The 20,226-nt window shown below is 60.2% G+C and carries 19 protein-coding genes and 2 pseudogenes; 7 read left to right on the top strand and 14 right to left on the bottom strand.

Annotated elements, in window-relative coordinates:
- The first annotated feature begins 14 nt into the window (after window positions 1–14).
- Together hypE and ACTQ1S_RS01660 are read left to right on the top strand one after the other, a co-directional pair.
- Entirely contained in the window at window positions 15–1,049 is a 1,035-nt protein-coding gene (gene hypE / locus ACTQ1S_RS01665) for a hydrogenase expression/formation protein HypE (protein WP_441537081.1), read from the top strand.
- A 124-nt stretch (window positions 1,050–1,173) separates the two neighbouring features.
- Window positions 1,174–1,842 carry an HAD family hydrolase gene (locus tag ACTQ1S_RS01660; protein WP_441546919.1) on the top strand — a complete coding sequence of 223 codons (669 nt, stop codon included), beginning with the start codon at window positions 1,174–1,176 and terminating at the stop codon, window positions 1,840–1,842.
- 147 nt (window positions 1,843–1,989) lie between these two features.
- Here ACTQ1S_RS01660 and ACTQ1S_RS01655 read toward each other — a convergent pair whose 3' ends face one another.
- From ACTQ1S_RS01655 to ACTQ1S_RS01635, 5 genes and pseudogenes are all read right to left on the bottom strand, one after another.
- Complete coding sequence (locus ACTQ1S_RS01655) at window positions 1,990–2,547, bottom strand: hypothetical protein (protein ID WP_441546918.1); 558 nt, start codon at window positions 2,545–2,547, stop codon at window positions 1,990–1,992.
- Between the two features lie 233 nt (window positions 2,548–2,780).
- Window positions 2,781–3,317, bottom strand: a complete 537-nt coding sequence (locus tag ACTQ1S_RS01650) for a PTS sugar transporter subunit IIA (RefSeq protein ID WP_427719835.1) — start codon at window positions 3,315–3,317, stop codon at window positions 2,781–2,783.
- Window positions 3,318–3,590: 273 nt separating this feature from the next.
- Window positions 3,591–3,992 (bottom strand): annotated as a pseudogene (locus ACTQ1S_RS01645) (family 1 glycosylhydrolase); the annotation flags it as partial.
- Between the two features lie 287 nt (window positions 3,993–4,279).
- Entirely contained in the window at window positions 4,280–4,963 is a 684-nt protein-coding gene (pyrE, locus tag ACTQ1S_RS01640) for an orotate phosphoribosyltransferase (RefSeq protein WP_006236284.1), read from the bottom strand.
- A 121-nt stretch (window positions 4,964–5,084) separates the two neighbouring features.
- Window positions 5,085–5,228, bottom strand: a complete 144-nt coding sequence (locus ACTQ1S_RS01635; RefSeq protein ID WP_154518191.1) for a LuxR C-terminal-related transcriptional regulator — start codon at window positions 5,226–5,228, stop codon at window positions 5,085–5,087.
- Window positions 5,229–5,381: 153 nt separating this feature from the next.
- On the opposite strand from ACTQ1S_RS01635, the gene ACTQ1S_RS01630 reads away from it, so the two are divergent.
- From ACTQ1S_RS01630 to ACTQ1S_RS01615, 4 genes are all read left to right on the top strand, one after another.
- On the top strand, window positions 5,382–6,119 hold the full coding sequence (locus ACTQ1S_RS01630; protein WP_441546917.1) for a DUF4428 domain-containing protein: 738 nt from the start codon (window positions 5,382–5,384) through the stop codon (window positions 6,117–6,119).
- Window positions 6,120–6,143: 24 nt separating this feature from the next.
- Window positions 6,144–7,466 (top strand): hypothetical protein, encoded by a 1,323-nt coding sequence (locus ACTQ1S_RS01625; RefSeq protein WP_441546916.1) that lies wholly within the window; start codon window positions 6,144–6,146, stop codon window positions 7,464–7,466.
- A 48-nt stretch (window positions 7,467–7,514) separates the two neighbouring features.
- Complete coding sequence (locus ACTQ1S_RS01620; protein WP_441540376.1) at window positions 7,515–8,756, top strand: SPFH domain-containing protein; 1,242 nt, start codon at window positions 7,515–7,517, stop codon at window positions 8,754–8,756.
- Between the two features lie 81 nt (window positions 8,757–8,837).
- Window positions 8,838–9,680 carry a hypothetical protein gene (locus ACTQ1S_RS01615; protein WP_427718120.1) on the top strand — a complete coding sequence of 281 codons (843 nt, stop codon included), beginning with the start codon at window positions 8,838–8,840 and terminating at the stop codon, window positions 9,678–9,680.
- A 192-nt stretch (window positions 9,681–9,872) separates the two neighbouring features.
- Here ACTQ1S_RS01615 and ACTQ1S_RS01610 read toward each other — a convergent pair whose 3' ends face one another.
- The 5 genes and pseudogenes from ACTQ1S_RS01610 to ACTQ1S_RS01590 all read right to left on the bottom strand — a co-directional run bounded on the left by ACTQ1S_RS01610 (window position 9,873) and on the right by ACTQ1S_RS01590 (window position 14,840).
- The gene (locus ACTQ1S_RS01610) at window positions 9,873–10,496 is read right to left on the bottom strand and encodes a response regulator transcription factor (RefSeq protein WP_441546915.1); all 624 of its coding nucleotides are present in this window, start codon (window positions 10,494–10,496) and stop codon (window positions 9,873–9,875) included.
- On the bottom strand, window positions 10,481–11,992 hold the full coding sequence (locus ACTQ1S_RS01605) for a sensor histidine kinase (RefSeq protein WP_441546914.1): 1,512 nt from the start codon (window positions 11,990–11,992) through the stop codon (window positions 10,481–10,483). The genes ACTQ1S_RS01610 and ACTQ1S_RS01605 overlap by 16 nt, the downstream gene beginning before the upstream one ends.
- Window positions 11,989–13,788: a histidine kinase N-terminal 7TM domain-containing protein gene (locus ACTQ1S_RS01600; RefSeq protein WP_441546913.1), complete on the bottom strand. Its 1,800-nt coding sequence runs from the start codon at window positions 13,786–13,788 to the stop codon at window positions 11,989–11,991. The genes ACTQ1S_RS01605 and ACTQ1S_RS01600 overlap by 4 nt, the downstream gene beginning before the upstream one ends.
- A gap of 226 nt (window positions 13,789–14,014) precedes the next feature.
- Window positions 14,015–14,746: pseudogene (locus ACTQ1S_RS01595) on the bottom strand (family 1 glycosylhydrolase); the annotation flags it as partial.
- A complete protein-coding gene (locus tag ACTQ1S_RS01590) occupies window positions 14,727–14,840 on the bottom strand; it encodes a family 1 glycosylhydrolase (RefSeq protein WP_154518215.1) in 114 nt (37 codons plus the stop codon). The gene ACTQ1S_RS01590 and the pseudogene ACTQ1S_RS01595, both read right to left, overlap by 20 nt.
- A gap of 465 nt (window positions 14,841–15,305) precedes the next feature.
- On the opposite strand from ACTQ1S_RS01590, the gene ACTQ1S_RS01585 reads away from it, so the two are divergent.
- Window positions 15,306–16,412, top strand: a complete 1,107-nt coding sequence (locus ACTQ1S_RS01585; RefSeq protein ID WP_441546912.1) for an ATP-binding protein — start codon at window positions 15,306–15,308, stop codon at window positions 16,410–16,412.
- A gap of 116 nt (window positions 16,413–16,528) precedes the next feature.
- Here ACTQ1S_RS01585 and ACTQ1S_RS01580 read toward each other — a convergent pair whose 3' ends face one another.
- From ACTQ1S_RS01580 to ACTQ1S_RS01565, 4 genes are all read right to left on the bottom strand, one after another.
- On the bottom strand, window positions 16,529–17,173 hold the full coding sequence (locus tag ACTQ1S_RS01580) for a DUF4867 family protein (RefSeq protein WP_441546911.1): 645 nt from the start codon (window positions 17,171–17,173) through the stop codon (window positions 16,529–16,531).
- A gap of 143 nt (window positions 17,174–17,316) precedes the next feature.
- Window positions 17,317–17,805 (bottom strand): S-ribosylhomocysteine lyase, encoded by a 489-nt coding sequence (locus ACTQ1S_RS01575; protein WP_441015328.1) that lies wholly within the window; start codon window positions 17,803–17,805, stop codon window positions 17,317–17,319.
- 215 nt (window positions 17,806–18,020) lie between these two features.
- Window positions 18,021–19,031, bottom strand: coding sequence for a LacI family DNA-binding transcriptional regulator (locus tag ACTQ1S_RS01570; RefSeq protein ID WP_441546910.1), 1,011 nt, complete (start codon window positions 19,029–19,031; stop codon window positions 18,021–18,023).
- Window positions 19,032–19,250: 219 nt separating this feature from the next.
- Window positions 19,251–20,225, bottom strand: coding sequence for a nucleoside hydrolase (locus tag ACTQ1S_RS01565; protein WP_154516583.1), 975 nt, complete (start codon window positions 20,223–20,225; stop codon window positions 19,251–19,253).
- Between the last annotated feature and the right edge of the window lies 1 nt (window position 20,226).

Raw genomic sequence — 20,226 nt, 5'->3', positions numbered from 1 at the left:
TTGGAGTTTTGGATATGTCCCATAGCATCACCGATAGCACCGTCCTTTTGGGCCATGGCTCCGGCGGTCAGATGATGAAACGCATCATCGATGAGGTCTTTTTGGATGCCTTTGGGACGCCCGAGTTGCTCGAAGGCAACGACGCCGGCGTCGCCGCGCTGCCCGCGAGCGGGCGCATCGCCATGTCGACCGACAGCTTTGTAGTCTCGCCGCAGTTCTTCCCCGGTGGCAACATCGGCCGTCTCGCCGTGTGCGGAACCGTCAACGATGTCGCGACCTCGGGCGCCAACGTGCGCTACCTATCGTGCGGCTTTATCCTCGAAGAGGGCTATCCCATGGATAAGCTCCGCCAGATTGTGCAGACGATGGCCGAGACGGCGCGCGAGGCGGGCGTGTCCATAATCACGGGCGACACCAAGGTGGTCGAGCGCGGCGGGGCCGACGGCGTCTACATCAATACCGCCGGCGTGGGCGAGGTTCCCACGGGCGTGGCGCTCAGCGGCGCCAACTGCCGCCCCGGCGACGTTATCCTGGTGTCAGGCACACTCGGCGACCACGGGATCGCCATCATGAGCCAACGCGAGGGCCTGGCGTTTTCGAGCACGATCGAAAGCGATGCCGCGCCGCTCAACCACCTGATTGCCGACGTTTTGGCCGCAGCGCCCGGCACGCGCTGTTTCCGCGACCCCACGCGCGGCGGCCTGGCATCCACACTCAACGAGTTTGCCCAGGCCAGCGGTGTTGCCATGGAGATCGACGAGGATGCCGTGCCCGTGCGCCCCGACGTGCAGGCCGCATGTGAGATGCTCGGCTACGATGTGCTGCAGGTGGCAAACGAGGGCAAGATGGTTGCCGTGGTGCCGGCCGAGCAAGCCGATGCCGCGCTGAGCGCCATGCGCGCCGCCCGCTACGGCGAGAATGCCGCCATCATCGGTCGCGTGCTGCCGCTTGGATCGGACGCCCGTCCCGCCGTGCGCGTTCGCACCGGCTGGGGCTCGACCCGCATCCTCGACATGCTCGTGGGAGAGCAGCTGCCAAGGATTTGCTAGGGCGGAATCGCATGAGTGGCGCGATGTCACCTGATATCCCTGGAGATGTTCAGATTCCAAGCACACCCAACGCGTAAGCCCAGTATTATGGGGTGCGTTTTGAAACCCAATGACGGGAGCTTTCATGGCAGCAGCTTTTTCCCATGTGATCTTTGATCTGGACGGCACCATCCTCAACACGCTCGAGGACCTGGCAGCCGCCGGCAACCATACCTGCGAGGCGCACGGCTGGCCTACATTTGCCGTTGACGAGTACCGCTACAAGGTGGGAAACGGCATGCTCAAGCTGGTTGAGCGCTTTATGCCCGCCGAGTACGCGGGCGACAGCCGTATGTTTGAGCAGACGCTTGCCGAGTTTAGGGCTTATTACGGCGAGCACAAGGAGGACCACACCGCCCCCTATGCCGGCACGATCGAGATGCTCGACCGCTTGCGTGCCGCGGGTGTGCAGCTTGCCGTGCTCACTAACAAGGACCACGTCTCGGCGGCCCCGCTTATCGAGAAGTATTTTGGTTCCGAGCGCTTTGCGCTGGTACAGGGCCGTGTCGATGCGTTTCCGCCCAAGCCCGAGGCACCCGTCACGCTGCATGTGATGGAAGAGCTGGGCGCCGACCCGGCGACCACGCTCTACGTAGGCGATTCCAATGTCGATATCCTGACCGGCCACAACGCCGGTCTTAAGAGCGCAGGCGTCAGCTGGGGCTTCCGCGGCCGCGCAGAGCTGGAAGCCGCCGGCGCCGACTACGTGGTGGACAGCCAGGCAGAGCTCGCGGCGCTGGTGCTGGGCGAGTAGCGAGCGGGCACCAGAGCGAACAAATTGGCATGAAAAGAGGACGACATAGACCTTCTGGTCATGCCGTCCTCTTTGAATGACAAGTTGTCGCTCTGGTGCCCACGCAGCGTCGAGCAGTTGCGGCGTTTGGTAAAACGCCGCAACGAACTAGTTCATCATCGCATTCATCATCTCGGTGGTTGCAGAATCGTCGGCAGACCACTCGTTATCCTCGTTGGCGGAATACTTAAAGGTGACCTTGGTGTCCTTGGTCTTAGCGGCCTTGGTCACGTCGACCATCACCTGGCCGGCCATCTTGTACAGTTCGTCCTCGGAAGGCATCGTATCGAGTGCGGCGATCTTCTCCTGATACTGGGTGGCGAAATCTTCGACGATATTGTTCATGGACTTGCAGGTGATGGTGACCTCGGCGGTCGCGGTGCCCTTGTCCTCATCGACCGTCACATCACCGATCTTGTAATCAAAACCCTCGAGATAGCTCTTGGCATACTCCTTGGGATCGATGCCCAGCTGCTCAAACTCGTCGCCCGAAGCCTCTTCCAGGCCGGAGAGGAAATCATCGCCGCCGTTCTTGATCTCGTCAAACTGACTCGTAAGGTCGTTGGTGATGAGCTCCTCCACCGAAGGCCCTCCGCAGCCGGAAAGCAAAACCACGCACGCGACCAGGGCAGCCATCAGGGGCGCAAGCAGCAGCTTCTTTTTCATGACATTCCTCCAAACAAGCGGCGCTGCGTTTCCCGCGCAGCGCACGTCGTAACAGTAGGTCCATATTAGCGGCTCCGTTCAACCCCCTACGTCGCAAAAGCGTGGGCGGCTCAATTTGACGAGTGAATGGCCCATAAAGCAAGCCCCCTGCAATAAAATGCGCCTACTCGGCCTACTAAAAAAGGGTGGCCGGATAACCCGACCACCCTTGTGCATCTTCTGGATGCCGCAGACTACTTGCGGACGACCTTAACGATGGCGTCACCGGCGGCGACGGCAGACTCGGCCTCGACGGCGAGCTCGACATCGGCAAACTCGGCGGTGTTGGACACGGCCACGACGACGCAGTCCTTGTAACCGGCGGCAGCGATCTTGGCGCGGTCGATCTTGAGCAAGGGCTGGCCGGCCTTCACGACGTCGTCGGCCTTGACGAAGCCCTCGAAGCCGTCGCCATTCATGTTGACGGTATCGACGCCAACGTGCACCAGAACCTCGATGCCGCTATCGGACTGCAGGCCCACGGCGTGACCCATGGTGACGGTCACCTTGCCGTCGCAGGGAGCGTAGACCAGGTCGTCCTCGGGCCACACGGCGCAGCCCTTGCCCAAAACCTCGCCAGCAAAGACGGGATCGGGCACGTCGGCCATCTTGATGACCTTGCCCTTGACGGGCGAACACAGCACGTCGGCGCCGGCAGAAGCAGAAATGGAGGCCGGAGCAGCGGCGGCCACGGGCTCAGCCTTCTTCTTGAACATATCAAACAGACCCATACGTTTTCTCCTCTTGATTAAGCGCAACGTTATGCGCATACCTATGGTGATTATAGTGCCAAATGGCCAAAATGCTAAGGCGAGGGCCCGAATCACAAGCCCTTCCAAGCCCTTCCAAGCCCTTCCAAAACCTTTTCCCATGGGCACTCATATTGTCGATTAAGCCTCGATAAGCCCCAGGTGAACAAAAGCGTTCCAGATGCCGTCGTCATCGACGTCGGTGGTCACGTAGTCGGCGGCCGGTCCGGCGTTCGGCGGAACGCCGGGGCTCAATTATTCCAAGCCCTCGGTGCCGTTGGACTTGATGATCTTCTGGTATGCGAAGAAGCTGTCCTTGCGGCGGCGCTCGTAGGTACCGGTGCCGTCGTCGTACTTATCGACGTGGATGAAGCCGTAGCGCTTGCGCATCTCGCCAGTGCCGGCGGCAACCAGATCGATGGGACCCCACCAGGTGTAGGCAATCAGGTCAACGCCATCGGCAATGGCCTCGCCCATGGCCTTGATGTGGCTCTGCAGGTAGGCGATGCGATACGGGTCATGGATGGAGCCGTCCTCCTCGACCTCGTCGTAGGCGCCCATGCCGTTCTCGACCACCATCAGCGGAATCTCGTAGCGGGCGTAAATCTCGTTGAGGGCGATGCGCAGGCCCAGCGGATCGATCTGCCAGCCCCAGTCGTTGGGGACGTTCTTAAACGACTAGTCAAACAAGAATGTCCCCAACGACTAGTCGTTTAAGAACGTCCCCAATGGCTACTCTGGCAACGGCAGCGAGCGGGCCGCATCCGGAGCAAGACAACGCCGCAAGTAGAGGACGGACAGCGAGCGACGTCCAGGGCGAACAAGTTGGCATGAAAAAGGCGAGGCATTGACCTTCTGGTCATGCCTCGCCTTTTGAATGACAAATTGTCGCCCTGGGCGGCGCGCAGCGTCGGCCGGTTACGGCGTTTGGTACAACGCCGTAACTACTCCCGAGCTCCGTACTGCTCGTAGTAGGCGTCGATGGCGGTCTTAAGTTCGTCATCGATGACGACCTTGCCATCGATCTCGTGGTTGTAGAGGGTCTCGACGACCTCGGCCATGGAGACGATGCTCGCGACGGGGAAACCGTACTTTGCCTCGATCTCCTTCTGAGCGGTGGTCACGCCACCCTTGCCGACCTCCATGCGGTTGAGAGACACGATCAGGCCCTTGATTTCGACGTCGGCGGCAGCCTTAACCTTGGGATAGGTCTCGTCGATGGACTTGCCGCTGGTGGTAACGTCCTCGACCATGACCACACGGTCGCCGTCCTGGGGCTCATAACCCAGCAGGTTGCCCTTATCGGCACCGTGATCCTTGGCCTCCTTGCGGTCGCAGCAGTACTTGACCTCCTTGCCGTACAGCTCGTGGTAGGCAATTGCGGTCACGACGGCCAGCGGAATACCCTTGTAGGCCGGTCCAAACAGCACATCAAAGTCGTCGCCAAAGTTATCGTGGATGGCCTGGGCGTAATACTCGCCCAGCTTCTTGAGCTGATAGCCCGTCACGTAAGCGCCGGCGTTCATAAAAAACGGGGACTGACGGCCGCTCTTGAGCGTAAAGCTGCCGAACTTAAGAACGTCGGACTCAACCATAAACTTGATGAACTCTTGCTTGTAAGCCTCCATGCGGGCTCCTCTCGTAATCGCGTACGTGCCCTCCAGTTTAGCGCAGGCGAAGCGTCGATGCGGGTGCGCTTTGGAGCCACATCCCCCCGTTAGAGTAAGGAACTGGGCGGCGGCTCATGCGCTAGTCCTTGGGTGCCCAGGACCAGAAGAAGTTGATAAGGGCCACACGCGAGGCGGTACCGGTCTTTCTGTTGATCGAGGAAATGTGGCGGTAGAGCGTAGAGCGCGAAAGGAAAAGCGTTGCGGCAATGTCCTGAACGCTCAACTGTACTCATTTAAGTACGCCCCCAATGAGTGGCCGAAAATGGGCCATGTGTCCCAGTTGTGGAGACTCGTTGAGCCGTCTGGGTATCGTGAAAGATCGCGCGCTCACCCATCATCAAAAGTGACACACGCTACCTGTTGATGGGAGGCAGCCATGGGCTTCTTTGACAAGATGTTCGAGAAGAAAGAGTGCGCGATTTGCGGTACCGAACTGGGGCTTTTGGGAAAGACCAAAATCAACGAAGGCTACCTGTGCAAAGAGTGCGCAGGCAAGCTCTCCCCCTTCTTTAGTGGTTGGCGTTCCAGCACCGCGGACGATATCCGCGAGCAACTCGCCTACCGCGAGGCCAACGCCGAGCGCCTGGCCTCGTTCAACCCCACGCGCACGCTCTCTGCCGGGCGCACCAACATCATGCTCGATGAGGACGCGGGCCTGCTGATCATCACTTCGCAGAGCCGCTGGCGCGACGCCAATCCCGACATCATCGAGTTCTCACAGGTACTCGGCTGCGATATGGATATCGACGAGCATCGCACCGAGATCTATCGCGAGACCAAGGACGGCGAGCGCGAGAGCTACAACCCGCCGCGCTACAACCTGGATTACGACTTTAACCTGACCATTCACGTCAACACGCCGTACTTTACCGAGATCAACCTGCGCGTGAACGACTCCACCATCGATCAGCGTGGCTCCATCGAATATCGCGAGGCCAAGCGCCAGGCAACCGAGGTCCGCGATGCACTGGTGCAGCTTCGTCAGGAAACGCGCGACAGCGTCGTGGCCGCCAAGGCCCCCAAGACCGCGGTCACCTGCCCCTTCTGCGGTGCAACCACCATTCCCGATGCCAGTGGACGCTGCGAATACTGCGGCGGCGCCATCGGCGCATAGCCTCCGGCACGGAAAGGACCGATCATGGCCTTCGAGAGTGTCAACTATCAGTGCCCCGCGTGTGGCGGCCCCCTTCACTTTGCCAGTGCCGAACAAAAGCTTGTCTGCGACTACTGCGATTCGCGTTTTGAAGTCGAAGAAGTCGAGGCCCTCTATCGCGAGCGCCAGGACAAGGCAGATGCCAAAGCCGATGCCGCAGCCGCGGCCCCCAAACCTGCTGTCGACGATGCCGTGCAGGATCTGGCCCAAAACGCCGGCTACATCTGCTCGTCGTGCGGCGCCGAGCTGGTCTCGGACGGCACCGTCGCCGTTACCACCTGCCCATACTGCGGCAACTCCGCCGTGGCGCCCGGCCAGCTCTCGGGCGACTTCTCACCCGACCTGGTGATTCCGTTTAAGCTCGGGCGCGATGATGTCATGGCAGCACTCAAAGAGCATTACAAAGGCAAAATCCTGCTGCCCAAGAGCTTTGTCACCGGCAACCACATCGACGAGGTCCAAGGCGTTTACGTGCCGTTTTGGCTCTACGGCGCCCGCGTGGACGGCGAAGTGTACTTTGATGCGACCAACGAGACCGTGACCGAGGAATCCGACCGCACCGTCACGACCACCGACCACTACGACGCCTACCGTAAGGGCAATATCTCGTTTGAGCGCGTGCCCGTCGACGGATCGTCCAAGATGCCCGACGGCCATATGGATGCTATCGAGCCGTTTGACTACGACGCGCTGCGCCCGTTCTCGGTCGCGTATATGCCCGGCTACATCGCCAACCGCTACGATGAGGATTGCGAGACCTGCAAGGCGCGCGCCGAGCGTCGTATGGAAGAAAGTACGATTTCGGCCCTGCGCGAGACCGTCGTCGACGAATATGACGATGCCACGGTCGAAAGCAAGCAGCTCGACTACACCTGGGAAGACAGCAACTACGCTCTGTTCCCCGTGTGGATGCTTTCCACCTCGTGGAACGGCAAGAGCTACCTGTTTGCCATGAACGGCCAAACCGGCCGCATGGTCGGCGAGCTTCCCTGCTCCAAGCCCAAGCTCGCCATCGCCTCGGTGCTGTTCTTTGTGATCGGGTTTGTCCTCTCCCAGATTCTCTTTATGGGCGAGAACGCCTTCGATCCGGACTACCTCACCTTTGATGTCGAGGGCATCCTCATCAACATCGTCGCGCCGCTGATCATCGTAATCATCGGAGACGTGCTGCTGGTAGGCCAGCTCAAGACGGCCAACGAGGCCACCCACGCCGATTGCTACTGCGGTGAGCTCGACTTGACCGAGAAGCACGACACCTTCAGCCACACCGAGACCACCGTTGTCATGAAGAACAACAAGGACGATTAGCCATTCTGACCAATACCACCCGGCCTTTGACGAGAAAGGAAGATCACCATGGGACTCTTGAAAGCTGGATTGGGTGCTGCCGGCGGCGTCATGGCCGACCAGTGGAAGGAATATATCTATTGCGAATCGATGCCCGCTGACGTCTTGGCCTGCAAGGGCAGCAAGCGCACCGGCGGCCGCAGCTCCAACACGCGCGGCGAGGACAACGTCATATCCAACGGCTCCGTCATCGCCGTCAACGACGGCCAGGGCATGCTCGTGGTGCAAAACGGCAAGATCATCGAGGTCGCGCTGGAGCCCGGCGAGTTTGTCTTTGACACCGGCAGCGAGCCGAGCGTCTTTAGCGGCAACCTGGGCGACTCCATCAAGGAGACGTTCGCCAATATCGGCAGCCGTTTTACCTTTGGCGGCGACGCGGGCAAAGACCAGCGCGTCTACTTCATCAACACCAAGGAGATCATCGGCAACAAGTACGGCACCGCCTCGCCTGTGCCCTTCCGCGTGGTCGATAACAACATTGGCCTGGATGTCGACATCTCCGTTCGCTGCAACGGCGAGTATTCGTACCGCATCACCAACCCGCTGCTGTTCTACACCAACGTGTGCGGCAACGTGACCGATAGCTACACGCGCGATAAGATCGACAGCCAGCTTAAGTCCGAGCTGCTCACCGCTCTGCAACCCGCCTTTGCCAAGATCTCGGAGATGGGCATCCGCTACAGCGCTATCCCCGGCCACACCACCGAGCTCGCCCGCGCGCTCAACGAGGTTCTCTCCGCCGACTGGCGCGACCTGCGCGGCGTCGAGATCGTGAGCTTTGGCGTCAACTCCATCGCCGCCTCGCAAGAAGACGAGCAAATGATCAAGGACCTGCAGAAGGCCGCAGTCATGCGCGATCCCACCATGGCAGCCGCCAACATCGCCAGCGCCCAGAGCGATGCGATGCGCGCGGCAGCCGCCAACCCCAACGGCGCGATGGCCGGCTTTATGGGCATGGGCATGGCGGGCGGCATGGGCGGCATGAACGCCAGCCAGCTGTTCGCCGCCGGCCAGGCACAGCAGCAGGCCGCCCCACAGCCGGCTCCGGCACCCGCCCCCGCACCGGCTCCTGCCGCTGCCCCCGCGGCCGGCGCATGGACCTGCAGCTGCGGTGCCACCAACACCGGCAAGTTCTGCCCCGAATGCGGCAGTCCCGCACCCGCCCCGGCACCGGCCAAGTGGTTCTGCCCCAACTGCGGCAGCGAAAACGGCGGCAAGTTCTGCAGCAACTGCGGAACGCCTAGGCCCTAACCCCTCTATCTGGTAATTGGCGGGGAGGTCCGCCACCCCCGCATTTGCTTCTATGGGTTTCGTTCGATAAAGGAGGACACCATGAAGACAACGTTCAAAAAGTCCGTACTCGCATTTCTGACATGCGTCCTGGCGCTCGCCTTTGCCCTGACGGGCTGCAGCGGCGGCGGCAAGGACCCCAAGGCCAACTTCGTCGGCAGCTGGGAACTCTCGGGTGGAACCCTGGAGGGCGAAGAGCTCACCGATGAGTACATGGATATGCTCAAGGAGTGGGGTCTCAACTGTATCCTGATCCTCGACGAAGACGGCACGGGCGTCCTCGACATGTTCCTTGAGGTCGCCGACCTGAAATGGGAGGCCAAGGACGCCACCACTGCAACCATCACCGCCGACGGCGATTCGCAGGACATGAAACTCAAGGACGGCAAGCTCGTCCTCGAGGTGGAAGGCGACAAGCTTATCTTTACGAAGTCCGACAAGGATCTGTCCGGTACGATAAAAAAGGATCGCGAGGCGGCCGAGAAGGAAGAGGAGATCGATGAGGCCGTCGAAGACGACGACGTCCAGAGCGTCGAAATCTCCCCCGCCGTCACCGTCGCCGATGACGATCTGTGCACCATCACCATCACCGAGAAGTTCAAGGACGAATGGGGCGACATCGGCTTTGTCGTCAACATCACCAACAAGAGCGACAAGGACCTGACCTTCTACGCTCCCTCCGGCAAGACCAACGTCAACGGCACCATGAAGGAACCCTGGTTCTCGGCTAACCTGATGCCCGGCACCAACGCCACCGAGGAATTCACGTTCTCGAGCGGCGAGCTTGACAGCCTTGACGACCTGGTCAACACGACCATCGGCATCGACGCCTACCTGACCGATTCCTACGAGGACGTCGCCTCCTACACCGCAACCATCGCGTAGCGGCACGTAACATCAGCCGCGGATTGGCGGACGCATCCGCGCACTTGCCAGGCGGGGCCGCAGGAGTTGATCCTGCGGCCCCGTCGTTTTTATGCCGACAGCACAGCCGCACAAGCAGGCCTCCCGTCGTTTTCTGATGCAAAACGGCGGGCGGCCTATCTTTACGGCGCCGGAACACGGCGAGCGCGTCGATTACGGGCGCTCCATGTTGGGGACGATGCTGCCCTCCGTTACCGCACGCACGGCAAGACGCATGATATTGTCGTAGCCGGTCTTGCTTAGGATCTCCGAGATGCGACGCTTGATGGTACCCTCACTCATAAACAGCTCGGCCGCGATCTCGCGGCGGCTTTTGCCCTCGCAGGCAAGGCGCAAAATCGACAGCTCGACATCGTCGAGTGCCGCCGTGCCCGAAAAAATGCTTTCGGGCGGCTTGGGAAACGTGCAATAGCCCGCCAGCGTGGAGCGCATCACGGCGAACAGCTCGTCGATACCAACGTTCTTGTACACAAAGCTATCGACGCCCGCCTCGCGAGCCTGATCGACAAAGGTGATCTCGGGCATGCCGGTCATGATGATGACGCGGCACTCGGGCAGCTGCTCCTTGATGCGCGCCGCCGCCACGATGCCGTTTGAATCGTGTTCGGTGCACACGTCCATCAGTATCATGTCCGGGCGCTCCTTGAGCGCGACACCCAAGGCCTCGGAGGCATCGGCGATCGCGGCGACGACGGTCATATCGGGCTGGTCGCCAACGGAGCGCGCCAGGCTTTCGCGCAGAATGGCCTGATCTTCGACAATTAACACGCGGACCATGAACTTCTCCTTTGGACCGTGGCGTTGGGGCTCAGCGGGATGGACACCGCAAGCGTAAAGGGCTGGGCGGCGTGGACTTCCAGGCCGCCGCCCAAATCTTGCGCGACATGCCTCATACCTGGGATACCCGTTCCCTCGCGATACGATACGGGGGCCGGGGACCCGTCGTTAGAAATCGTCATGCGCGCGACGGCGCTAGCATTCGTCCCCTCCTGCCACAGGCGCACGTGGACCCGATGCGCCTGCGCATGCCTGGTGGCATTGGTCGAGGCCTCGCGGATAATCTGCAAAAATGCGGCGGCGACACGCGCGTCCTCAGGCAGCGCACCCTCAACATCGATCTGCACACTCACCAAGCCAAAGGCGTGGACGATATCGCTCAGCTGCTCCGCAGGCTCGCTGGCACCGCCACTGCGCAAATCGGCGGCGATTGAGCGCAGCAACGGGTCAATCTGCTCGAGCGACTCATCATCCAGACGTCCCTCCTCCAAATAGCGATGAAGAATGGACAGGCGCTGGCCGATCACATCGTGAACGCGGGCACGCATACGTAGGTAGGCCGCATTGTCGGCAACCTTTTTGGCTTCTTCGATCTGGGCCTGGAGCTCTTGGCCAGCACGCTCAAGCAGGTGGTTGGCTTGCGCCAGACGGTCGTAGGCGTGTGCGTATTCCGTCACGTCCAGGCCGACGACGCGCTCGAACGGACGGCTCGAGACCGTAACGGAGTCACGCACGAACAGACGAATCTCGGAAGGAGAGATCTCGACCACGGCGCGATCCCTACCAAAGCGATCAAGGTCGATATGGGCGCGATTAGCGCTGCTTTCGGGCATTTGCATGCTCAGTTTGCGCAGGTTGTTCCATGTGCTGCTCATGTCGCCCAGGTCGGTGGGCATATGGAGCTCTACGAGGTTTTTGCGCATGCAGCGGTTCATGAGCAGCGGACGGCCCCTCGGGTCTAGATACAGGATGCCCACAGGAATCACGTTGATGGTCTCGATCGTCGAGAACATGGTGATATCCTCTTGGCGGTTACGGACGTCCATCAAGAGCGCCGCGATGGAACGGAACAGGAAGAACGCTCCCTCTGCGATAAGGACAACGGTCCACGCCGAGCCCATGGCAAAAACCACCGGTGGTGTAACGGCGACAACAAGCAACAGCTCGACCAGCATGACGGAACGACGATAGTGCACCATAAGTACCACGCCATAGGCAAAGATTGCGGCATTGAGCCACAACGCTCCGCCCATTGCCCTGGCGCAAACGTCAAGCGGCGCCACCAGATACGAGCCAGACGACGTGAACAAGATGAGCGCCGAAATCATCAGGTGAAGCACAAGACTCGCCTCGTAGGCGCAAATCACCTTACGGTTATAGGACGAGCGGCGCGATGCGATGAGCGGGACGTGGATCGTCTGCAGACACGCAGCCAGGGCAAAGACAACATCGAGCGCAACGATTTGGGGAAGTATGAGCGAAATCTGCATCGTCACTCACCCGCCCTCGGCATCAAGACGATCATGCGCAGCTGACCGGACTCGCCCTCAAGGCGGTATGCCACGTTGCGCCCTTGCAAAGCGCTTTCGAGCTCTTGCGCAGCGGGCGTCTGCGAAAGATCTTCATCATCGTTGGAAAAAAGTGTGGCGCGCAGCTCGACGCTGCATCGGTCATGGTCGCCCAAGTGATACATAAGTGCCGGATGATCGGTGGCGTAGGCAAAAAACGCAAAGTCATACACGCAGTCGTACAGCGCGCTTACCGTACTGGCGTGCATCGGGCGCCGTATGGCAATAATCGAGGCGCAATCGACATCGATCGTGCGCAGGTCGCTTGCGAGCTCGTTGGCAATGAGCTGAATGCGGTCGCGGTCAAAACCGCTCTCCCCGTGCCGCGCCAACGTGAGCGACCCCTTCCGTTTGCAATAGGCAACGAGCATCTTGGCGCGCTGCAGCATGCGGTAACGCTCGCGCGAAGATTCCTCGTCAGTCAACGGCGGCAGCGAGCTCAACAAGTCGTACATCTCTTCGAGCGCGCGGGCAAGCGCCTGGTCCACGTCTTGGACTAGCAAGGTCTCGGCCTCTTGATCTGCCAAATGTGTCTTAAGGTCGTAGTCGGCGGCAAGCAGCTCGTTTTGGCGTTGCAGCTCCATGCGACGATGTGCCAGTTCGCGATTGAGCTCGTTGAGCTCCGATACGTCTTGGGCAAGCAGGGCCGATCCCCCCAGCAGCGGAAAAGCACGATACATCACATCGGGATCGGACGCCACGGTAAAAGCATGGGCGCGGGCGTGCTCCTGGTTCCGCAACTCCTCGCGCACGCCTACCGGCATTGGCTTTGACACCGGCGTGGCATAGACCTCCTGCAGGTCGCGCGTTAGAACTTTGAGGTCAAGCGGCAAGGTGTCGAAGATGCCGGCGATATCGTGGTACGACGGAATGACACCGCAATCGAGACAGATTTCCATCGCCACCACGCACAGGATGCAATAGACGAGCGAAAAGTTGAGCCTCCATGCCCAGGGCACGCGCAGAGCATATGAGATGCCAAAGAATGCGCCGCCCAGCAGCACGAGCGCCGCCATGCCCGAGAAACGTTGGATGCGAAAGGACGAGGACCGACCAACCAGGATAAAAAAGGCCACGAAGTTAAAGGCCGTCCACACGAGGAAGGCGAAATAACCCCGGCCGTACGTGTAATCGTTGCTCCAGGTGTCGCTTGTACGGTCAAAGCGGAAGACCTGCTGGTGAAAATCGTTGGTGAGCACAAATCCGATAAGCAGGATGGCCACAATCCACAGCGCAGCACGGTAGCGGCGACCCAGGCGGCGTTGCTCCAGGCCCGCAAGGCGCAGGCCGCAGAGCTGGTAGAGCAGCGGAATGAGCGTCATGGGCACGTAGTACAGGTACCACAGCAAGGTGGCATAGAACGGCGTGTACGACTTGTACTTGAGAATGACCTCAATCATCCACAGGGCGCAGATGGTGGCGATGGCAACAAGGCGGCGGCGCAACACATAGTCCAAACAACGCAGATAGACCAACACGCCCCAAATTGAAAATACAATTGCGGCGACAAGCAGCGGGAGAGGGCTCGAATGGGTGAGCCCATCCACGACCTCTTCGGACACCTCGCTATAGGCGGGCACGGCGTTAGAAAGTTTGGGGTCGAAGGCGAACAGCACCGGCAAGATCGCCAAAAGCATGAGGAACAGCGCGGTGATGGCGCCGGCGATAGCAAAGACGCGGTGACGGTACACCTGATGCGTTATGCCAACAAGGAATCGCGGCATGGCGAAGAGCCTGCCGCCCCTGGGATCCGCAACCGGAGCGGTCCGGGCGGCCGCGTGGCCGATATGTCGCTCGCGGGTACTCATAGTCCCTTTAGTGTACCGACAGGCGGGCCCAAAAAGCGGGCCGCATGTCCCAAAATCCGCAGACGGCAAGACGCCCGGCGAGCAATAACTACTCGCCGGGCGCCTTGGTTAGAAGGCTATGAAGTTGAGTGTCTCAGCTTCCTTAGGACAGGTCCTCACCATTAGAAGCAATAACCTTCTTGCACCAGTCGAAGCTCTTCTTTTTGGAACGCTTGAGGGTACCGTTGCCTGCATCGTCGCGGTCCACATAGATAAAGCCGTAGCGCTTGGACATCTCGCCCGTGCCGGCAGACACCAGGTCGATCGGGCCCCAGGTGGTGTAGCCCAGCAGGTCAACGCCGTCCTCGGTCACCGCGTCGCGCATCGCAGCAATATGCTGGCGCAGGTAGTCGATACGATAGTCGTCGTTGATGGAGCCATCCTCCTCGACAACATCCTTGGCGCCCAGACCGTTCTCGACCACAAACAGCGGCTTCTGATAACGGTCGTACAGGTCGTTGAGGGTGATGCGGAAGCCCAGCGGATCGATGGCCCAGCCCCACTGGCTCTCCTGCAGGTAGGGGTTCTTGGCGCCGGCGAAGGCGTTACCCTGGGTGCGCTCAACATCGGGGTTATCGGCACCGGCAGAGCAGCGGGTGCTGTAATAGCTAAAGCTGATGAAGTCGACGGTGTTAGCGGCCAGGATCTCGCGGTCCTCGTCCGTCATGCCCACATCGATGCCTAGACGCTCGAGCTTCTTGACGGCATATGCCGGGTAGTAGCCGCGGCTCTGGACGTCGACGAAGAAGTAGTTGTCCTGGTTATCGAGCTGCGCCTGGCGCACGTCGCCCGGACGGCAGCTGTAGGGGTAGTAGCTACCCGCGGCGAGCATGCAGCTTGGCCAGGCCGCGACCGTCCACGTCGTAGGCACCCTCGCACTGGTTGGCAGCCGTTGCGCCGCCCCACAGGAAGTCATTACGGAAAGCCATGTATCAATCCTTTCGCACGCTGTTGTCATAGGCTCAGTATCCCTGCAAACGGGGTACCGCTCAACGGCAACGGCACAGGCCGATACTTCTTTTCGCGTGCAGGCGCCCGGCAGTCACCCCACCTGACACTTTTTGATACCCACCTGCCCAAGCCGCCACAAAGGGGACAGGCACCTTTGTGGTGGTTTGGGCCCGTTTTGTCTCGATCTGTAACAGGTAGGCCGCCAAAACCGGGCCTGGTGTTACAGATTGAGATTGTTCGGCCAGTCCCTTGCAGTTTGTCTAAATCTGTAACAGGTAGAGACGATTTAGCCCGCTAGATGTTACAGATCGAGACAGAAGATTCTAGTCACAGGCGATGTCGAGGTTTTTGCCGATGAGGCCTACGTAGCCGCCTTCGCTCAGCAACTCATTTGACTGAATAGGAAAAAAAGGAAAAAATAGGAAAAAAAGGAAAGGAGACTTATGACTGAAACCATCTTCTCCCCCTCATTTGGAAATCGCCCGTCCTATCTGGTGGGACGCAGGAGCGTGATTTCGACATTCATCTCCGGCCTTGAGCAGGAGCCGGGCAATCGAAACCGAGCCATGCTCATGCTCGGCCAGCGAGGCAGCGGCAAAACGGTTCTGTTGTGGGAACTTGCCGATCGCGCCCGCAAGCTCGGCTTTGTTGTCGCCACGCCCACCGTAGCCTCCGAGGATATGCTCGAGCGCATTGTTGAGAAAATCCAGGAAGCGGGCGAGCCTTACGCCAACAAGCATCGTCTCCCCAAACTTACAGGTGGCAGTTTGAGCGTCTTCGGTTTCTCAGCCGGCCTCGAGTTTACGCGCGACGTACAGGAAACTAAGAGCTTCCAGTTCAAACTCACGCAGTTGGCACGCAAGTTAACCGAGCAGGGACACGGCATCCTCATCCTCATCGACGAGCTCCAGGCAAATTCACCCGAGATCAGACAGCTCGTCACCGCCTATCAAGAGCTGGTCGGCGAGGGACTCAACGTCGCGCTCGTCATGGCGGGCCTCCCGGGAGCAGTCTCCGCGACACTCAACGACCGCGTACTGACATTTCTCAACCGCGCACGCAAAGTCACACTCGAACCGCTTTCAGTCGGAGATGTCGATGCCTATTATCAGCGGGCTTTCGAAGAGCTCGACCTTGATATTCCAGGCGATCTTCGCCTCCGTGCCGCTCGTGCAACCCAAGGATCGCCCTATATGCTACAGCTCATCGGCTACAACATCGCCAATCGCTGCCAGGCAGGAGAATACGTAACGCCAGAGCAAGTCGACGGAGCTATCGAAGCGTCAAAGGCCGATTTCGAAAACGATGTTTGTGAAACGACGCTCGCCGCGCTATCGGACCAAGACGTCGCGTTTCTCGACGCAATGACTGATGACAAAGACGGCGTGTCGCGCATCTCCAATGTGGCCGAGCGCATGTCAGTCACACCCGACTATGCGCAAAAGTATCGCCGACGCCTCATCGACGCCGGCGTTATCGAACAGGCACGCCGCGGTTACGTGCGTTTCGCTGTTCCATATATGGCTGACTATCTGCGCAGCCAGCTCTAGACAGCCACCACAATGGGGACAGGCACCTTTGTGGTGGCTGGGGGGCGGTATGTCTCGATCTGTAACAGGTAGAGACGATTTAGCCCGCTAGATGTTACAGATCGAGACAGAAGATTCTAGTCGCAGGCGATGTCGAGGTTTTTGCCGATGAGGCCTACGTAGCCGCCTTCGGCTGCCTTGGGGCTGTCAGCATGGCAGAGAACCCACTTGTCGGCCTTCCAGTAGCAGTAGCTGTCGCCGGCAGCAGGCATATCGGCCGCAGCCTCGGGACGCGGACCGTTGGTGCCGGCGGGCAGCGCCACCATCACCTGGAAGCCACCGTCGTCGACCATGCACGGCGTGTAGTGGAGCGTGGTGTTGAAAACCTCGACGACCTTGCCTGCCGGCACGCGGAACGCCTTGACGCACGCAGTATCGAGCTTGCCGCCCTCGATCTCCCAGCGATGCGCCACGAGTAGGATAAAGTCACGCGCCCCCAGGTTGAACTCGCTCGCGCGGTGGTACTCCAGGCAGTTGAGACGCGTGTTGTGCCCGTTGCACCAGCCGAGCTGGAAGGGACGTCCACCAAACATGAGAAAGCCCAGTTTATCGGCACCCTTAACGCCCTCGAGCTCCGGCGCGCTTGCTACGTACTTGCTGCCCTCGGGGATGGGCGTAGCGGAGAGTGCCTCGACGAGTGGAGCGGTCAGGCCGGACGGGACGTCGTCCCACACGCGGCCATAGGACTTGAACTCGGGATCGTTGACAGAGTAGATATGCATGTTCGCTCCTGTTCGTAAATGTGACTATACGAACATTCTAAAACAAACATGAGCGATTTTGAACGCTCGTCCAGACCACTCAACAAAAAGGCGCCCCCGCATAAGCGAAGGCGCCCAATGTGCGCGTTTTGGGCGATAAGCCCTTACGCCTGCTGATAGTGCAGGTGCTTCTCGTCGATATCGGCCAGGTCGCGGTCGAGGTAGCGGCGCGCGAGCCAGTTTGCCATGGGAAGGTTCTGGTCCAGGTAGTTGCCGCACTCCTCGGGAGCGGCTCCGGGGACATCGCCCTCAAAGTCGGCGACAAACTCAAACAACTCACGCACGAGCGGCAGGATCTCCTCGCTCGTCACCTCACCAAAAACGACCAGGTAAAAGCCCGTGCGGCAGCCCATGGGGCCAAAGTAGACAATGCGGCTCGACCACTCGGCATGGTTGCGAAGGAATGTCGCGCCTAGGTGCTCGATGGTGTGACACTCGGCCGTGTTCATGACCGGCTCCTTGTTGGGCGTGGTCAGGCGCAGGTCAAAGGTGGTAACGACAGCGGCGGTCGCCGGATCGCGGTCGATGCGGCTCACATACACGCCGGGCTCAAGCAGCAAATGGTCAACGGAAAAGCTCGCGATGCGCTCCATGGCAGATCCTCTCGATAGTCAATTTGGGACGGGGCTCTTTTAGCTGGTTCGAATGGTCGCACCAATCATACCAGTCAAAAAAGCCCCGTCCCCAATGAGCTGCCCGGGACGGGGATCAATGAGTTTTTAATCCCGTCCTAAAAAATCATTCTAGGCTGTGTACAAAATGGTCGCGTCGACGGCTTTGCCGCCCTGCGGCCCGGCGTTGCCTTTGCCTAGATCTCACGCACGCTCTGACGCTCGACAAAATAGGTCGATACGGCTGTCTTGCAGGTATAGCTCTTGGGATTGCGGATGTTGCCCACCAGGCGGCGCACCGCGATCTCGCCCACCTCGTGCTTGGGAACGTGCACCGTGGTGAGCGGCGGGTTGGAGAAGGCACCCAGAGACAGGTCGTCAAAGCCGATGATCGAGACATCCTCGGGCACGCGTATGCCGTGCTCGTTGAGCGCGCGCATGGCACCCACGGCGAGCACGTCGTTTTCGGCAAAGAAAGCCGTCGGCAGGTCGTCGCGCGAGACGCTGTCGAGCCATGCGCCCATGTCGCGATAGGCGCCCTCGAGCGTGGTGCCCAGCGTAACGCGCCATGTCGGGTTGGCCTCAAGGTCTGCGTCCTCAAGCGCTTGGCGATAGCCGCGCTCGCGATCCTTAAAGTTGCGGATACGAAGGTCGCCTGCCAGATATCCGATCTGCCTGTGACCTTTCTCGATGAGGTGATCCACGGCGCGCAGCACCGAGTCGGTGTTGGCAATGACCACGGCATCGAAGTACTGACGATCGCTCCAGCCATCGAGCACGATCAGGTGGGCGGCAGCGTTGGCAAACAGGGCGTAGTCTTCCTCACCCAGCTCGGTACCCATCAGCACGATAGCGGCGGACGGATCGGCGATCAGGCCCTCGACCTGCGGACGCACGGCGCCCAAGTCGCTAAAGTCGAGCGAGACAAAGCTCGTGCTCATGCCGTGACGACGCGCCTGGCGCTCCACGCCCTCGATGACCGCGGGATGGAAGGTGCTCTCGTCCAGAATGGCGCCCGTCTTGCGCGCGAGCACAAACTGAATGCTCTCGAGCTGCGTCGACTGCTGATAGCCAAGCGATTGCGCGCACTCCAGGATGACCTTGGCGGTCTCTTCACTCACGCTGCGCTTGCGGTTGAGCGCGTTGGACACGGTCGCAGGCGAAAAACCGGTGATGCGGCTGATCTCGCGAACACTTGCTTTGGCCATTGTTCCCCCTAGCAACGGCCGTGGCGGAGCATCACAACTTGATGACTCGACAACTAAACGACCGCAAATTCAATCTAAACAGAATAGTAAATGTTTATGAGCTAGTTTAGCCTGTTGTCAAGCGAAGTGGCACGACTATTCCCCCAACGGGCACATTTACTCGGTAGCTAAAAAAGCCCCGTCCCAAATTGACTACATGGGGCGGGGCACGGAAATCATCTAGCCAAGAACACGGGCCATGCGCGTCTTGAACTCGGACAGGAAGCGCGGGGCATCCACGGTCAGCGCCACAAGCGCGCTCTTGTCCGGATCGGACAGGCGATGCTCGTCGCAAATGGTGCGGCCGCGATACTCGCCCAGCAGATCAACACGCAGATTGCAGCCGAGCGCACCCACGAGCGTGGGGTCAATCGCCACGGCAACAGCCAGCGGATCGTGCAGCGCACAACCACCCAGGTAGGGTGCGTTCATCTCGTACGAGCCAATGTAGTGCTCGACCATGCTCGCAAACGCACAGCCCGCCATGGTGCCCGAGCCCGTCCATCCGGCAATGTCGCGACGCGTGAGCACCACGCGATGCGTCACGTCCAGACCCACCATGGTGAGCTTGCGGCCCGAGCGCAGCACGGCATCGGCCGCTTCGGGATCGCTTGCCATGTTGGCCTCGGCACCCGCGCTCACGTTGCCGGGCACGGTCAGGGCGCCGCCCATCACCACCACGCGGCCAATAGACATCACCGCCGTCGCATCGCGCTCCAGGGCAAGCGCCAGGTTGGAGAGCGGGCCGGTCGCTACGTAGACCAGATCGGGACCATAAGTGCGCGCGGCATCGATTAGATAATCGACTGCAGCGTTGCCATCGGCCGACGTCGCCCCCACCGGCTCGTAGGGCGACGCGGGCACGCTCGCGCCGCCGATGCCGTTCTTGCCGTGAATGAGTACGGTGGACGCCGGCGGCGTATAGGGCTCAGTCGCCTGCAGAGGACGGTCAGCACCCAGGTACACCGGCACCTCGGGACGACCCAACAAGTCGAGCACCGCCAGGCAGTTGCGCGCCGACTGGTCGACGCGCACGTTGCCAAAACACGTGGTAATGCCCACGAGCTCAACCTCGGGGCTCGCGATGGCATAGGCAAGCGCCATCGCATCGTCCACACCCATATCCAGATCAAGGATCAGCTTCTTGGTTGCCATT

The sequence above is a fragment of the Collinsella sp. LCP21S3_D3 genome, assembly GCF_052118305.1.
GTDB lineage: Bacteria > Actinomycetota > Coriobacteriia > Coriobacteriales > Coriobacteriaceae > Collinsella.
The sequence above is the reverse complement of the archived record's forward strand: the minus strand, read 5'-3'. Positions and strand labels throughout refer to the sequence as shown.

Excerpts from the sequence above, each read along its gene's own strand:
- hypE (WP_441537081.1), top strand. The coding sequence starts at position 15 with ATGTCCCATAGCATCACCGATAGCACCGTCCTTTTGGGCCATGGCTCC.
- ACTQ1S_RS01660 (WP_441546919.1), top strand. The coding sequence starts at position 1,174 with ATGGCAGCAGCTTTTTCCCATGTGATCTTTGATCTGGACGGCACCATC.
- ACTQ1S_RS01655 (WP_441546918.1), bottom strand. The coding sequence starts at position 2,547 with ATGAAAAAGAAGCTGCTGCTTGCGCCCCTGATGGCTGCCCTGGTCGCG.
- ACTQ1S_RS01650 (WP_427719835.1), bottom strand. The coding sequence starts at position 3,317 with ATGGGTCTGTTTGATATGTTCAAGAAGAAGGCTGAGCCCGTGGCCGCC.
- pyrE (WP_006236284.1), bottom strand. The coding sequence starts at position 4,963 with ATGGAGGCTTACAAGCAAGAGTTCATCAAGTTTATGGTTGAGTCCGAC.
- ACTQ1S_RS01630 (WP_441546917.1), top strand. The coding sequence starts at position 5,382 with ATGGGCTTCTTTGACAAGATGTTCGAGAAGAAAGAGTGCGCGATTTGC.
- ACTQ1S_RS01625 (WP_441546916.1), top strand. The coding sequence starts at position 6,144 with ATGGCCTTCGAGAGTGTCAACTATCAGTGCCCCGCGTGTGGCGGCCCC.
- ACTQ1S_RS01620 (WP_441540376.1), top strand. The coding sequence starts at position 7,515 with ATGGGACTCTTGAAAGCTGGATTGGGTGCTGCCGGCGGCGTCATGGCC.
- ACTQ1S_RS01615 (WP_427718120.1), top strand. The coding sequence starts at position 8,838 with ATGAAGACAACGTTCAAAAAGTCCGTACTCGCATTTCTGACATGCGTC.
- ACTQ1S_RS01610 (WP_441546915.1), bottom strand. The coding sequence starts at position 10,496 with ATGGTCCGCGTGTTAATTGTCGAAGATCAGGCCATTCTGCGCGAAAGC.
- ACTQ1S_RS01600 (WP_441546913.1), bottom strand. The coding sequence starts at position 13,788 with ATGCCGCGATTCCTTGTTGGCATAACGCATCAGGTGTACCGTCACCGC.
- ACTQ1S_RS01590 (WP_154518215.1), bottom strand. The coding sequence starts at position 14,840 with ATGGCTTTCCGTAATGACTTCCTGTGGGGCGGCGCAACGGCTGCCAAC.
- ACTQ1S_RS01585 (WP_441546912.1), top strand. The coding sequence starts at position 15,306 with ATGACTGAAACCATCTTCTCCCCCTCATTTGGAAATCGCCCGTCCTAT.
- ACTQ1S_RS01580 (WP_441546911.1), bottom strand. The coding sequence starts at position 17,173 with ATGCATATCTACTCTGTCAACGATCCCGAGTTCAAGTCCTATGGCCGC.
- ACTQ1S_RS01575 (WP_441015328.1), bottom strand. The coding sequence starts at position 17,805 with ATGGAGCGCATCGCGAGCTTTTCCGTTGACCATTTGCTGCTTGAGCCC.
- ACTQ1S_RS01570 (WP_441546910.1), bottom strand. The coding sequence starts at position 19,031 with ATGGCCAAAGCAAGTGTTCGCGAGATCAGCCGCATCACCGGTTTTTCG.
- ACTQ1S_RS01565 (WP_154516583.1), bottom strand. The coding sequence starts at position 20,225 with ATGGCAACCAAGAAGCTGATCCTTGATCTGGATATGGGTGTGGACGAT.